The sequence below is a fragment of the Streptomyces sp. NPDC045695 genome (assembly GCF_056432025.1).
In genome coordinates, this window is the sequence record NZ_JBWKJU010000017.1 from 15,233 (window position 1) to 28,292 (window position 13,060).

Consider the following 13,060-nt stretch of genomic DNA (forward strand, 5'->3'; position numbering starts at 1 on the left):
TCGGGCGCCTGGGCAGAGCCGGGGCGGGGAAAACGGCGCCTCTGCCGGGCCTCCGCGGGCGTCAGGAGCAGCGCTTACCACTCGCGCGGGCTGGGTAGGCGTCGAGTGGGATCCGCTTCCAGCGGGATCCGTTCCAGCCGTGGGAGGATTCATGACGCGGCGCGTCCACGAGGTGATGACCGGCAATCCGGTGACGGTCGAGAAGCTGACGGCGCTGTCGGAGGCCGCTCGCTTGATGCGCGACGCCGGCATCGGGGACGTCCTGGTCGTGGACGAGGGGCGCCTGTGCGGCATCCTGACCGACCGGGACCTGGTCGTACGGGCCATGGCGGAGAACAAGGATCCCGCCGACACGACCGTGAATGCCATCTGCAGCACCGACATCGTCACCGTGAAACCCAGTGACGATGTCGACCAGGCCATCGATCTGATGCGCCGGAACGCCCTGCGGCGCCTGCCGGTGCAGACCGAGGACGGCGAACTCGTGGGCGTCGTCACCCTCGGCGACCTCACGGTCGAACGGGATCCCGGCTCGGCTTTCGCGGCCATCGCCGCCGCCGAGCCGAACGCCTGACGCTCCCTGTTCGCCGCAGCCGCGACTGCTGGAGGGCCGCCTGGTCCGGCAAGTGGCCTCATTCGGGGAATCACCGGCGGGTAGCCGGGGCAAGGGCGCGGTGAGTGGGCACGGATGCGGTGCCCTGCGGAAGCCGGAGCGGCCCCGGGCCGCCCGGCTCCCCGTTCACCACCCGGATCAAAGGAGTCAGCACATGTCGCAGGTCGAGGAATCCATCGAGGTCAGCGTCCCCGTCCGTACGGCGTATGACCAGTGGACGCAGTTCGAGACGTTCCCGCAGTTCATGGACGGTGTCGAGAGGATCGAGCAACGCACGGACACGCTCACGCACTGGGTGACGAAGATCGGCGGCGTGGCGCGGGAATTCGACGCCGAGATCACCGAACAGATCCCCGACCGCAAGGTCGCCTGGGTGACCATCGGCGGTGAGACCGACCAGTCGGGACTGGTGACGTTCCAGCCCATCGATCCGTCCCACACCCAGGTCACGCTCAAGATGGACTTCGACCCCGAGGGGCTGGCGGAGAACATCGGCGACAAGCTCGGCTTCGTGGACCGGCAGGTCAAGGGTGACCTGAAGCGCTTCAAGCACTTCATCGAGGACCGCGGCTCGGCCACAGGAGCATGGCGCGGCGAGGTCTGACCCGGTGCCCGCCGGCTCTCCGGCCCCGGGCGGGCGCTACGGCGGCCCGCCGCCACGTCGCACGTGGGTCAGAGGGGCCGGAGCCGGGCGTGCAGAAGGCAGAATTCGTTGCCTTCCGGGTCGGCCAGGACGTGCCAGTCCTCCGCACCGCTCTGGCCGATGTCGACGGGCTTGGCGCCGAGGGCGAGCAGCCGCTCCAACTCGGCGTCCTGGTCGGGGTCGGTGGCGTTGACGTCGATGTGCAGTCGCAGCTTCCCGACGCGCGGGTCGCTGCTGGGGCTGAGGACGAGGGTGGGCGCAGGGCCGCCGGATCCCACGCCTGGCGGCCCGATCTCGATGCTTCCGTCGGACTCCCGGCCGAGCTCGACGTAGCCGAGGACCTCGCTCCAGAACGCGGCGAGCCCTTCGGGGTCGGCGCAGTCGATGACGAGCTCACTGATGCGGCATGCCATGTCCGTCAGTGTACGCGGGCACCCGAAAGCTCCAGTCGATCGTCGGTCCCCGACCGTCAACCAGGCTCGTGCGGGGCGCTGTTCCCCGCGGGCGCACCGAGCCGGTGAGCGGCCGGGCCGCGGCCGGTACCCCTCCGCGTTTGACGGCTGTCCGGGGCGGGGCTGCACTGGACGTATGGACGCTGCGGTGACTCCGTCCTAGGGAGAGCAGCGATGACAACCGTAGACAGCTTCAACCTTCTGCAGCCGTACAAGATCGCCGAGGAGACGTTCGTCATCCCGTGGGCCCTTGAGGCACCGCCGGTCGGCCACTTCCCGATGAACTCCATGGTGATCCGGGGAGCCGAACCGGTCCTCGTGGACACCGGGGCGCCCGCCGTGCGCTCCCAGTGGCTGGAGGCCGCCTGGTCCGTCGTGGATCCGCTGGACGTACGGTGGATCTTCCTCACCCACGACGACCGCGACCACGCCGGCAACCTCCTGGCCGTTCTCGCGGCCTGCCCGAACGCGACCCTGCTGACGACCTGGTTCTCCATCGGCCGCATGGCCGAGGAGTGGGAGACTCCCATCAACCGGTGCCGGTTCATGACCGACGGCGACACGATCGACGCGGGCGACCGCACCCTGGTGGCCAAGCGACCACCCCTGTACGACAACCCCACGACCCGCGCTCTCTTCGACTCGAAGACCAACGTCCTGTGGTCCGTCGACACCTTCGCCACGAACGTGCCGGCCCCCATGCCGGAAGTGGCCGCGCTGTCGCCGGAGGAATTCCGCGACGGCCAGTTCTTCGGGGGACGCCTGGTCTCTCCCTGGGTCGCCCTGCTGGACTCGGAGAAGTTCGGGACGGTCGTCACCGACTTCCAGCACCTGAACGCCGAGGTCATCGCCGGCTGCCACTGCCCGGTCCTTCGCGGCCCGCAGATCCCCGAGGCGTACGACCTCCTCCGCCAGCTCCCCCACGTCCCGCCGTGGACGGAGTTCACCCAGGCCGACCTGGACCAGTGGATGGCGGTGGCCGAGAGCTCGGTCCCGCCGGAGCAGCCGCGCCCGTCGGCGACGTGACGTGAGGGCCTGCCCGCCCCGGGCCTGGGATCGAGCCCGGGCCTGGGATCGAGCCCGGGACTGAGCGTTCACCCGCTCGGCCGGACAGCCGCTCGTGTGGCTAGGCCGGGCGGTGGCTAGTAGTAGATGTAGCCCATGCCCATGAGCAGGGCGACGACGCCGGCGTTGGCCAGGGCCGTCGCGAGGAAGTACCCGACGTGGGCCTGGGTTGTGACACCGGACGGCGAAGCCAGGGCGCCCGTCGCCCTGGTCTGCCACCACACGAAGCCCGCGAGCAGGATCCCGGCCGCCGGAAGCACGATGACATAGCCCGTGAAGTGCGGAAGGGCCCCACTGAGCGCGGCGATTCCGGCCGCGCCGAGCAGCACCCCGATCCCGTTGAACGGAACGCCGATGCGCCCCTGGCGGTCCTCGACCAGGCGCGCCACCGCGACCAGGGCGATCACGGCGAAGGGGATCGCGGCGAGCAGGCAATCACGCCAGCCCGGGCCGAGGTTGAGCAGGCTCCACCAGATCGCCAGCAGGCCGAGCGCCGGGCCGCAGCCCGCGATCGCGGCGTGGATCCCGAATGCCTTGCGGCGTTCCTGCGGGTCGGTGAAGGAGAGGGATACGAGGACCGGGGCGGAGGTGGAGACCATCGCTGCGAAAGCGCCCTGCAGGGCGCGGCCCGTGATCCACATGCCGGAGGTCGGCGCCAAGCCGGTGAGGGCGGCGCTCGCCGCGAATCCCAGCAAGCCGACCATCAGCATCCTCTTGCGGCCCATGAGGTCGGCGATGCGGGCGCCGAACAGCATCAGCCCGAGGAAGGCCAGGACGTAGGCGATGGACATCATGTCCAGGTAGACGGTGGACGTCACCCGCACGCCGTGGAAAGGGATCCCGAGGTCGCTGTGGGCGCCTTGCCAGGCCATCGCCTTGCTGGAGAACGCCGCATCGAACAGCACGACCAGCTGGGCCAGTGCGAGCGCCGCCAGGGCCCACCAGCGCCGGGGAAGGGGCGTCTCCGGGCCCGACGGGTGCGCCGGGGACGTACGTCCGCCCCAGGGCTCGGGCCGCGCGGTCGGCAACGGCGGCGCGCCGAAGCCGGGAGCCGCGCCGAAGCCGGGGCCGGCACCGGAGTGCGCGGCTGCCGTCGGGGCGTACGCGGGCGGCGGTGGCGTGAGCCGGGCGAGCGGGGTGCGGGGGTCCGGCCGCACGCTGCCGGCATCCGAGGGGCCGGCACCCGCAGGGCCGGCGGGGGCGTAGTCCAGCAAGTGCGCCGCGCGGCGGCCGAGTTGTGCCAGTACCGCTCCCGGCAGCCATTCTCCGGCTTCGTCGGTCGCCGTGCGCGAGGCCACCTCGTGGGGAGTGGGCCGTTTGCTCGGGTCCTTGTCCAGGCACTGGCCCACGAGCCCGACGAGCGAGTCCGGAACGCCGGTCAGGTCCGCCTCCTCCTCCGCGACCCGGAAGAGGTGGGCGTTCAGGCCGGTGTCCGTGGCGCCGAAGAGCAGGCGGCCGGTGGCGGCGTACACCAGGAGCGCGCCCAGGCAGAACACATCGGACGCCGGGGTGAGTTCGAGACCGCGCACCTGCTCCGGCGACATGAACCCGGGCGAGCCGATCAACATGCCGGTACGGGTGTGCAGACTGTCCCCGGCCAGGGTGTCCATCGCCCGTGCGATGCCGAAGTCGATGACACGGGGGCCGTCGACGGTGATGAGGACGTTGGACGGCTTGAGGTCACGGTGGATCAGGCCCGCCCCGTGCACGGCTTGCAGGGCGAGGGCGAGGCGGTTGGCGAGGGTACGGACCGACGGCTCGGGCAACGGCCCGAAGTCCTGGGCCACGACGGTGGTCAGGTCGGGCCCCGGTATGTACTGGGTCGCCACCCACGGCACGGCGGCCTCGGTGTCGGCGTCCAGGACGTCGGCGGTCCAGGCTCCGCCCACCTGCCGGGCCGCGGCCACCTCGCGGGCGAACCGCCTGCGGAACTCATGGTGTTGGGCGTGCTCGGCCTGGACGACCTTGACGGCGACCGTACGACCCAGGTCGGAGCGGCCCAGGTACACCAGGCCCATCCCGCCCGCGCCGAGGCGGGCGATCAGGCGGTACGGGCCGATGTGCGCGGGGTCCGCCCCCGTCAGTTGTTCCACGGTGGAGGTCAGCCCTTCGGGTTCCGGTCGTCCGCACCGCGCTGCGGGGTGCGGACGGCGGAGGTGCTCGGGGGTTCCAGGAACGGGCTCGGGGCTCCCAAGACCAGTTCGTCGTCGGCCATGCGGTGTGTTCCCCCCAGGATGAATGCGGAGGTCTCACGGTAGAACACGGAGGGAAGGCGCCGATGTGGATTGCCGGGACCAGTGCTCGGCCCAGAATGTCCGATTATCGATCCTGAGGGGGGAACACAGCGTGCCGTCCCGTCAGTTCACCGAAGGAAACCCGGGGGCTGGCCCGCACGACTCGTCCTCGGTCGGCAGAACGACGGCAAGGAGACCCCGTGCGCATCCTCTTCACTGGCCCCCCCGCGGCCGGCCACCTCTTCCCGATGATCCCGACCGCACAGGCCTTACGCGCCGCCGGCCACGAGGTGCTGTTCGCGAGCTCGCAGCCGCTGAACCGGCTCCGCGAGGCCGGTTTTCCGATCGTCGAGATAGGCGACGGCCGCAGCATCCGCGACGTGTTCGAGGAGTCGACCGGCGAGGAGGTGCGTTACGTCTCCCCTGACGCGAGCACGGACGAGATCCTCGACCGGGCGGCCCGCGCCTTCGCGCTCGTCTCCCGCTCCACCGTGGACGGTCTGATGGAGGCCGCCGACAGCTGGCGCGCCGACCTTCTGGTCTACGACTCCTTCCAGGCCTCCGCCGCGCTCGTCGCGGCAAAGCTCAAGATCCCCTCGGTGATCCAGAACTTCGGCGTCACCTCCGGCCTCCAGATGGTCGGCCGGCTCGCCGCCAACTTCACCGAGGCGTACGAGACGTACGGGGTGGCGGGCCCCGCCGAGCCCACCGCGCTGGACATCGTCCCCGCTTCGCTCGGCGGCGACCCGGGCGGCCTGCGGATGCGCTACGTCCCGTACAACGGCGGTGGCATCGTCCCGGCCGGGCTGTTGCGGCGTGGCACCCGCCCGCGCGTCGCCGTGACCCTGGGCACCGTGCTCACGGAGGTCGACGGCGTCCGCGCCATCGCCCGTCTGATCGAGGCCGCCGCCTCGGTGGACGCCGAGTTCCTGCTCGCCGTCGGTGACGCCGACCTCGCCCCGCTGGGCACCCTCCCGGACAACGTCCGCCCGCTGCCCTGGGTTCCGCTCGCCGAGCTGCTGACCGCCTCGGACGCGCTGATCCACCACGGTGGCTCCGGCACCATGCTCACCGCCCTGCAGGCCGGCCTCCCCCAGCTGCTCCTCCCCCAGGGCGCCGACCACTTCACCAACGCCTCCGCCCTCACCGCGACCGGCGCGGCTGTGAGCTCCGCGTCCGACGACGTCGACGACGCTCTCCTCATCCGTCTCACCACCGACCCGGCTCTGCGCGAGGCGGCCGCCCGCTTGCGGGCGGAGAACGCCGCGCTGCCCAGCCCGGCCGAAACGGTCCCCGCTCTGGAGGCCCTGGCCGCCTCCTAGAGCGGCCCCGGCCGGCCGGACCCACCACGGCGCTCGCCCCGTTCCGGGGTGGTGGGTCCGGCGAGCCGAGGGGTCGGAGCCGGCCCAGTCCTCCGTGGGAGCGCGGGCGGCGGCCGGAGCAGCGCCACGGCACAGGACCCCGGTCCCGATCCCGATGCCGGTCCCGGTCCCGGTCGCCAGTTTTACTTCATACGCCTTCAGCAAGACGGCACTTCTGCTGATGACGGGAGGTGCCCAGGATGGGGGCATGCAAAAGGTCTGTGTCATCGGCGGAAGCCGCTACTTCGGAAAACTCCTGGTGAAGCGCCTGCTGGCAGCCGGGCATCAGGTCACCGTGATCAACCGTGGCTCGCTCCGGCCGCCGAGCGGCGTCGAGCACCTCGTCGTCGACCGCAACGACGAGGCCGCCCTGAAGGCCGCGCTCGGCGACCGTACCTTCGACGTCGTCGTCGATCAGGTCTGCTACACCCCCGTGCAGGCCGCGATCGCCGCCCGCGCCTTCGCGGGCCGCACCCCGCGCTACGTCATGACGTCCACGATCGAGGTCTACGACCCCGCGACCGCAGCGCTGCCGGCTGTCGCGCCGGGCACTCCGGTACCGGAGGAGAGCGTGGATCCGGCCACCTGGCCGGTGACCCCGGAGCTTCCCTGGCACGACGGTGCGTACCTGGACGCGCACTACGCCGAGGGCAAGCGCCAGGCGGAGGCCGTCCTCACCCGCGCCGGCGGCTTCGCGTTCGCCTCCGTGCGCAGCGCGCACGTGCTCGGCGGCGGCGCCCAGGAGTTCACCGGCCGACTCGCACACTACGTCGAGCGCATCGCCCGGGGGGAGGAGATCGCTGTGCACGCGCAGGCGCTGCCGACGGTGTTCATCCACTACGAGGAGCTGGCGGAGCTGCTGCTGTGGGCGGCAGCGGCCGAGTTCACCGGCCCGGTCAACGCCTGCTCCGACGGCCCGCTCGACGTGTACGGCCTCGCCTCGGTCATCGCCGCGCAGGCCGGGCGGGAGCCGGTCTACCGGGTCGTGCGGGCGGGTGGGGAGGCTTCACCGTTCTCCTTCGACCGCCACTACGCGATGAGCAACGCCCGCGCGAAGGGGCTGGGTTTCCCCTTCTCCCGCTCCACCGACTGGCTGCCCGGCGCCGTTGCCGAAGCCACCGCAGCCCTCACCGCCGAGCCGTCCCCCACCGCCTGAGGAACCGACCCACGATGCAGTACCGCACCCTCGCGGACACCACCGTCAGCGCCATCGGCCTGGGTGCCATGCCGCTGTCCATCGAGCACCGCCCGGACGAGGCGCGTGCCATCGCCACCGTCCACGCCGCCCTCGACGCCGGTGTCACGCTCATCGACACCGCCGACAGCTACCACTGGCACGCCGGCGAAGTGGGCCACAACGAGTCGCTGATCGCCCGCGCCCTCGCCCGGTACGGCGGCGACACCTCCGGCGTCCTGGTGGCGACCAAGGGCGGCCGCGGCCGCCCCGGTGACGGCAGCTGGACCGTCACCGCCACCCCCGCCCACCTCAAGCGAGCTGCCGAGGCCTCGGCACGGCGTCTGGGTGTCGACGCGATCGGCCTCTACCACCTGCACAAGCCGGATCCCGCCGCGCCCTGGGCGGACTCCGTCGGCGCGCTGCGCGAGCTGCTCGACGCCGGCACCATCCGCGCCGCGGGGATCTCCAACGTCACCACCTCGCAGATCCGCGAAGCACATGCGATCCTCGGCGACGGGCTCGTCTCCGTGCAGAACCAGTACTCCCCCGCCGTACGCGACAGCGAGCCCGAGCTACGGCTGAGTGCCCGGCTGGGCCTGGCCTTCCTGCCCTGGAGCCCTCTGGGAGGCATCTCGCGCAGCTCCCTCGACGGACCGTCAGGCCCCGCCCCGGCGGCCACACCCTTCCACCACATCGCGGCCGAACGCGGCGTCAGCCCGCAGCAGGTCGCACTCGCCTGGCTCCTCGCCCGCTCCCCCGCGGTGATCCCGGTACCGGGAGCGAGCCGCCCCGCCTCCATCGCCGCCTCGGCCCGGGCCGCGGAGCTCACGCTGAGCGCGGAGGAACTGATGCGGCTGGATCGATGAGGGTCGCGGTGGACGCCAGGGCGCGGGCGGTGTCGGCGAAGTACTGCTCGTCGGCACCGGCCGCGAGGCCGAGGATGACGCCCTGCGTGAGACCGACGAACAGCGCCCTGAGCGCGGTGACCAGACGCTGCGCCTGACACGAGGTCACGACGTTCCCGTTGTGTGATCTGCCGGTGAACAGCGCGATCAGGTGGCTCTCCTGTGTCCGGACGGACCTGGCGAGCTGAGAACCGAGCTCAGGGTCGTGCAGGGCCATGTCCAGCAGGGTGATCTGCAGCGACAGGGCCGAGGTCGCGGTCGGGGCGTCACAGCTGCGCCGGTAGTACCGGGCGAAGGCTTCCACTGCGTCCAGCAGTTCCATTTCTGCGGGAATCGCCTGCTCGATCTCGTCATAGTGCGGCCGCAGGTAGTCGCTGACCAAGGCCGCCACCAGGCCGCCCTTGCTGCCGAACATGGTCGCCTCGGGCGTCGCCCTGCTGATCGGCGGCGGTATCGAGCTCAGGTATGTGCGCCGCCGCCCGTTCCGCACCCACGTGCGGCTCATGGTCGGCTACGACACCGGCTGGGTGCTGACGGCCGTGGTCGGGCTACTGGTGGCATGGCGGGACGGCAGCGCCGGGGGTGTGGTGTGGGTCGGCTACCAGACGGCCGCGCCCCTCGTGTTCGCCGCACTGTTGCTGATCGCCACGCCCGTGCCGCCGGCCTCGGGCACCCGCGCGGGGATCAGGTGAGGGCGGAGGCGCGCCTGATCGCGTCCAGTGCGCGCGTCACGTCCTCGTCGGTCGTCGACCAGTTGCTGACCGAGATGCGCATGACGCGCCGGCCGTGCCAGGTGGAGCCGCTGATCCACGCCGTGCCGTCGTCGAGCAGCCGGGCGAGGACCTGTTCGGTGCGCTCGTCGTCGCCGAACTCGGCGCAGACCTGGGTGAACACCACGTCGTTGAGGACGCTCGCGCCCTCGATCCCGGCGATGCCGGCGGCGAAGGCGCGGGCGTGCCGGCACAGCCGCTCGACGAGGTCGGCCACGCCGGATCGGCCGAGGGAGCGCAGCGCCGCCCACACGGGGAAGGCTCTGCCGCGCCGGGAGAGCTCGGGGACCTTGTCGATGGGGTCGCCCTGTTCGTCCTGGATGAGGTAGTCGCCGCGCAGGCCCATCGCGGCGCGGACCGCGAACGGATCGCGGACGACGGCGAGTCCGCAGTCGTAGGGGACGTTCAGGGTCTTGTGGGCGTCCGTCGCCCAGGAGTCGGCTTCCGTGCAGCCCGCGGTCAGGTGTGCGTAGGCCGGGGATGCCGCCGCCCACAGTCCGAAGGCGCCGTCGACGTGCACCCATGCGTCCGCGTCGCGAGCCGCACGGATCGTCTCGGCGAAGGGATCGAAAGCGCCGGAGTGGATGTCGCCGGCCTGGAGGACCACGATCGTGGGTCTGTGGCCGCCGACCGCGAGGGCACGGCGCAGGGCCTCGGGATCGATGCGTCCTTGATCGTCCGCGGGCACCAGTTCGGGCTCGCCGAGCCCCAGGTAGCGCAGTGCCAGGTCGATGGCCATGTGCCGGTCCTGGCCTGCGAGGACGCGTACGCCCGGCCCGCCCGCCAGTCCGTCGCGGGCGACGTTCAGCCCGGCCCGCCGCAGCACCGCGTCGCGCCCTGCGGCGAGGCACGTGAAGTTCGCCATCGTGGCGCCTGTGGTGAAGCCGACCGCGCTGTCGCCCGGCAGGCCGAGCAGGTCGAGCAGCCAGGCGCCGGCGATCTCCTCGGCTGCCGCGTACGAGGGTGAGACGGCGCGCATCACGCAGTTCTGGTCCCAGGCACTGACCAGCCAGTCGGCGGCCAGCGCGGCCGGTTCGGTGCCACCGACGACGAACCCGTAGAAGCGGCCACTGGGGAACGCGGTGAGCCCCGGCTCACAGGCCGTGGCGAGCAGGTCGACGACGTCGGCGGGGGTGCTGGGGCCGGCGGGCAGTTCGGTGCCGAGCGCACGCACGATCTCCTCGACCGAAGCGCGGGCGGGCACGCGGCGGCCGGGCAGGCTCGCCAGCCAGTCGAGCGCATGTCCGTAGGCCTGTCGCAGCGCCGCCTCGCGCGCGTCCGTACCCCCGTCCGTCCCGGCGTCCATACCTCGGACTATGGGACCGTCACCGCCACCCCGCAAGCCACCACCACGCGGGCCGCCGGGCCACGAGGTGCACGCGCACCACCCTCCGCCTAGGGTGGATTCGGGGGACGTTTCCGCTGTATGCCCGGGGGCAGGGGGCACCCCCCTCGTTGTGGCCGCAGAAGCCGCCGCACTCCAGGGAGACACCATGGCCAAGCCACGCGTGGCCCGCCGTCCGGTCTCGGTGTACGCACTGGCCGGCATCCGGCTCTTCAACGGCGTCGCCGGACTCCTGACGCCCACGCTGCTCATCCGGCGCCTCGACCCCGACCGTGACCTCAGTCCGGCGGCCGTCTACGCCTTCCGGCTCTTCGGGATCCGCACGATCCTGCTCGGCCTCGATCTGCTCGTCAACCGCGGACCCCGCCTTCAGGAGGACCTTCGCGAAGGCGTCCTGATCCACGGGAGCGACACCGCGACCGCCGCCCTGCTCGGCATCCGCGGCCAACTGCCGCCCCGTACCGCGGCCCTGACGACGCTGATCTCGGCCGTCAACACGACCCTGGCCGCCAGCGCGGCCGACTTCGGGAAGAGGAAGGGCAAGTGAGCGCGGGGCCCGGCGCCCCGTCGGCCGAGACGGGCTTCGACTACATCGTCGTCGGCGCGGGCGCCGGCGGTGGCCCGCTGGCGGCCAACCTCGCCGCCGCGGGGATGCGCGTCCTGCTGCTCGACGCGGGCGGTGCCGAGGAGAACGACAACTACCTGGTGCCCGCCTTCCACGCCGATGCGTCCGAGGACCCCGTGCAGCGCTGGGACTACTTCGTACGCCACTACGCGGACGAGCAGCAGCACCAGCGCGACAGCAAGCTCGTGCCGGGGCAGGGCATCCTCTATCCGCGGGCCGGGACGGTCGGCGGCTGCACCGCGCATCACGCGCTGATCACCGTCTACCCCTACAACAACGACTGGGACGACATCGCGCGCGAGACCGGCGACGCGTCGTGGGGCAGCGCCGCCATGCGCGGGTACTTCGAACGGCTGGAGCGCTGTACGTACCGCCGCCGGCCCAAGAAGCCGCCCGGCAACCGGCTGCTGGCCGCCCTGCTGGAGCTGCTTCCCTTCGCCGCGGCCCGCTACCGCAACGACTCCCGGCACGGGTTCGACGGCTGGCTGGCGACCGCTCTCGCCGACCCCGAACTCATCATCCAGGACAAGCAGTTGCTCAAGGTCATCCTGTCCGCCGCACAGGACACCCTCGTCGACTTCATCGGCCGGCCGCTCTCCCCCCTGGAGGGCCTCGGATCCTTCGTCGACCCCAATGACTGGCACGTGCAGAGCGAGGGGCTGCAAGGGTTGTGGCAGATCCCGATCTCCACGGCCGACGGGCGGCGCAGCGCCGCCCGCGAGCGGGTGCTGGACGTACAGCGCAGCCACCCGGACCACTTGGTCGTCCGGACGAACGCCCTGGTGACGCGGGTCGTGCTGGACGAGGACGGGGCGGCGACCGGCGTCGACTACCTGGACCAGCCGCACGCCTACCGGGCGGACCCCGGCAGTCCCCACCCTCCCGCGTCGCCGCTCCCGCGCAGGGCGCTCGCCTCCCGTGAGGTGATCCTTGCCGCAGGGGCCTTCAACACGCCCCAGCTGCTGATGCTTTCGGGCATCGGCCCGCGCGAGGAGCTGGAGCGGCACGACATCCCGGTACGCGTCCCGCTCCAGGGCGTGGGCGCGAACCTGCAGGACCGGTACGAGGTCGGCGTGGTGAGCCAGATGGACCGCGAGTTCCCGGTCATCAAGGACTGCGACTTCCACGCGCCGGAGCCCGGAGCCAAACCGGACCGCTGCTACCGGGCCTGGCAGCGCGGCGAGGGCCTGTACACGACCAACGGCGCCGTCGTCGGCATCACCCGCAAGTCCCGTCCCTCGCTGGACGCCCCGGACCTGTTCGTCTTCGGCGGTCCCTTCGACTTCCGCGGCTACCATCCGGGTTACTCGCGCGAGCTGACACGCCACCGGGACCGCTTCACGTGGGCCATCCTCAAGAGCCGTACGCACAACACCAACGGCCGGGTGCGCCTGCGCTCCGCCGACCCCCGGGACACCCCGCTGGTGAATTTCCACTACTTCACCGAGGGCACGGACGAGGAAGCGCGGGACCTCGACGCGATGGCCTCCGCCGTGGCGTTCGTGCGCAGCATGAACCGGAGCGCCGACTCCGTGATCCTCAAGGAGCTGTGGCCCGGCGAGCAGGTCGCCGGCACCGAGAGCGTCCGCCGCTTCGTCCAGGACGAGGCATGGGGGCATCACGCCTCCTGCAGCTGCAAGATGGGCCGGGCCGACGATCCCTCGGCCGTCGTGGACAGCCACTTCAAGGTGCGCGGCGTGGAGCGGCTGCGGATCGTCGACGCCTCGGTCTTCCCCCGCATTCCCGGATTCTTCATCGCCGTTCCGGTCTACATGATCAGCGAGAAGGCGAGCGACGTGATCCTCGGCGATGCCTCGCGCACGCGAACCGCCGTGGCCGCGTCACGGCACCCGACCTGACCGGGAACCGA

The 13,060-nt window shown here is 71.8% G+C and carries 12 protein-coding genes and 1 pseudogene; 9 read left to right on the forward strand and 4 right to left on the reverse strand.

Annotation, left to right across the window (positions count from 1 at the left end; genetic code table 11):
• The first annotated feature begins 151 nt into the window (after nt 1-151).
• Together AC07DU_RS25245 and AC07DU_RS25250 are read left to right on the forward strand one after the other, a co-directional pair.
• Nucleotides 152-574 carry a CBS domain-containing protein gene (locus tag AC07DU_RS25245; protein WP_360891710.1) on the forward strand — a complete coding sequence of 141 codons (423 nt, stop codon included), beginning with the start codon at nt 152-154 and terminating at the stop codon, nt 572-574.
• Between the two features lie 193 nt (nt 575-767).
• Nucleotides 768-1,217, forward strand: coding sequence for an SRPBCC family protein (locus AC07DU_RS25250; RefSeq protein WP_479029653.1), 450 nt, complete (start codon nt 768-770; stop codon nt 1,215-1,217).
• 68 nt (nt 1,218-1,285) lie between these two features.
• On the opposite strand, the gene AC07DU_RS25255 is transcribed toward AC07DU_RS25250, so the two are convergent.
• The gene (locus AC07DU_RS25255; RefSeq protein WP_479113737.1) at nt 1,286-1,669 is read right to left on the reverse strand and encodes a VOC family protein; all 384 of its coding nucleotides are present in this window, start codon (nt 1,667-1,669) and stop codon (nt 1,286-1,288) included.
• A 213-nt stretch (nt 1,670-1,882) separates the two neighbouring features.
• On the opposite strand from AC07DU_RS25255, the gene AC07DU_RS25260 reads away from it, so the two are divergent.
• Nucleotides 1,883-2,734 (forward strand): MBL fold metallo-hydrolase, encoded by an 852-nt coding sequence (locus tag AC07DU_RS25260; RefSeq protein ID WP_360891719.1) that lies wholly within the window; start codon nt 1,883-1,885, stop codon nt 2,732-2,734.
• 116 nt (nt 2,735-2,850) lie between these two features.
• Here AC07DU_RS25260 and AC07DU_RS25265 read toward each other — a convergent pair whose 3' ends face one another.
• On the reverse strand, nt 2,851-4,866 hold the full coding sequence (locus AC07DU_RS25265; protein WP_479113739.1) for an MFS transporter: 2,016 nt from the start codon (nt 4,864-4,866) through the stop codon (nt 2,851-2,853).
• 341 nt (nt 4,867-5,207) lie between these two features.
• On the opposite strand from AC07DU_RS25265, the gene AC07DU_RS25270 reads away from it, so the two are divergent.
• The 3 genes from AC07DU_RS25270 to AC07DU_RS25280 all read left to right on the forward strand — a co-directional run bounded on the left by AC07DU_RS25270 (nt 5,208) and on the right by AC07DU_RS25280 (nt 8,411).
• Nucleotides 5,208-6,329 carry a nucleotide disphospho-sugar-binding domain-containing protein gene (locus AC07DU_RS25270; RefSeq protein ID WP_479113741.1) on the forward strand — a complete coding sequence of 374 codons (1,122 nt, stop codon included), beginning with the start codon at nt 5,208-5,210 and terminating at the stop codon, nt 6,327-6,329.
• 247 nt (nt 6,330-6,576) lie between these two features.
• Nucleotides 6,577-7,524, forward strand: a complete 948-nt coding sequence (locus tag AC07DU_RS25275; RefSeq protein ID WP_479113743.1) for an NAD-dependent epimerase/dehydratase family protein — start codon at nt 6,577-6,579, stop codon at nt 7,522-7,524.
• 14 nt (nt 7,525-7,538) lie between these two features.
• Nucleotides 7,539-8,411: an aldo/keto reductase gene (locus AC07DU_RS25280; RefSeq protein WP_479113745.1), complete on the forward strand. Its 873-nt coding sequence runs from the start codon at nt 7,539-7,541 to the stop codon at nt 8,409-8,411.
• Here AC07DU_RS25280 and AC07DU_RS25285 read toward each other — a convergent pair.
• Nucleotides 8,371-8,868: pseudogene (locus AC07DU_RS25285) on the reverse strand (TetR/AcrR family transcriptional regulator); the annotation flags it as partial. The gene AC07DU_RS25280 and the pseudogene AC07DU_RS25285 sit on opposite strands and share 41 nt — an antisense overlap.
• On the opposite strand from AC07DU_RS25285, the gene AC07DU_RS25290 reads away from it, so the two are divergent.
• A complete protein-coding gene (locus AC07DU_RS25290; protein ID WP_479113886.1) occupies nt 8,852-9,142 on the forward strand; it encodes a hypothetical protein in 291 nt (96 codons plus the stop codon). The pseudogene AC07DU_RS25285 and the gene AC07DU_RS25290 sit on opposite strands and share 17 nt — an antisense overlap.
• Here AC07DU_RS25290 and AC07DU_RS25295 read toward each other — a convergent pair.
• On the reverse strand, nt 9,135-10,526 hold the full coding sequence (locus AC07DU_RS25295) for a pyridoxal phosphate-dependent decarboxylase family protein (RefSeq protein ID WP_360891737.1): 1,392 nt from the start codon (nt 10,524-10,526) through the stop codon (nt 9,135-9,137). The genes AC07DU_RS25290 and AC07DU_RS25295 overlap by 8 nt on opposite strands.
• 187 nt (nt 10,527-10,713) lie before the next feature.
• Here AC07DU_RS25295 and AC07DU_RS25300 point away from each other — a divergent pair, with 187 nt between their 5' ends.
• Nucleotides 10,714-11,112, forward strand: coding sequence for a hypothetical protein (locus tag AC07DU_RS25300; protein ID WP_479029667.1), 399 nt, complete (start codon nt 10,714-10,716; stop codon nt 11,110-11,112).
• Nucleotides 11,109-13,049: a GMC family oxidoreductase gene (locus tag AC07DU_RS25305; protein ID WP_479113748.1), complete on the forward strand. Its 1,941-nt coding sequence runs from the start codon at nt 11,109-11,111 to the stop codon at nt 13,047-13,049. Before AC07DU_RS25300 ends, AC07DU_RS25305 begins: the two co-directional genes overlap by 4 nt.
• Nucleotides 13,050-13,060 lie beyond the last annotated feature (11 nt).

Excerpts from the sequence above, each read along its gene's own strand:
- AC07DU_RS25245 (WP_360891710.1), top strand. The coding sequence starts at position 152 with ATGACGCGGCGCGTCCACGAGGTGATGACCGGCAATCCGGTGACGGTC.
- AC07DU_RS25250 (WP_479029653.1), top strand. The coding sequence starts at position 768 with ATGTCGCAGGTCGAGGAATCCATCGAGGTCAGCGTCCCCGTCCGTACG.
- AC07DU_RS25255 (WP_479113737.1), bottom strand. The coding sequence starts at position 1,669 with ATGGCATGCCGCATCAGTGAGCTCGTCATCGACTGCGCCGACCCCGAA.
- AC07DU_RS25260 (WP_360891719.1), top strand. The coding sequence starts at position 1,883 with ATGACAACCGTAGACAGCTTCAACCTTCTGCAGCCGTACAAGATCGCC.
- AC07DU_RS25275 (WP_479113743.1), top strand. The coding sequence starts at position 6,577 with ATGCAAAAGGTCTGTGTCATCGGCGGAAGCCGCTACTTCGGAAAACTC.
- AC07DU_RS25280 (WP_479113745.1), top strand. The coding sequence starts at position 7,539 with ATGCAGTACCGCACCCTCGCGGACACCACCGTCAGCGCCATCGGCCTG.
- AC07DU_RS25295 (WP_360891737.1), bottom strand. The coding sequence starts at position 10,526 with ATGGACGCCGGGACGGACGGGGGTACGGACGCGCGCGAGGCGGCGCTG.
- AC07DU_RS25300 (WP_479029667.1), top strand. The coding sequence starts at position 10,714 with ATGGCCAAGCCACGCGTGGCCCGCCGTCCGGTCTCGGTGTACGCACTG.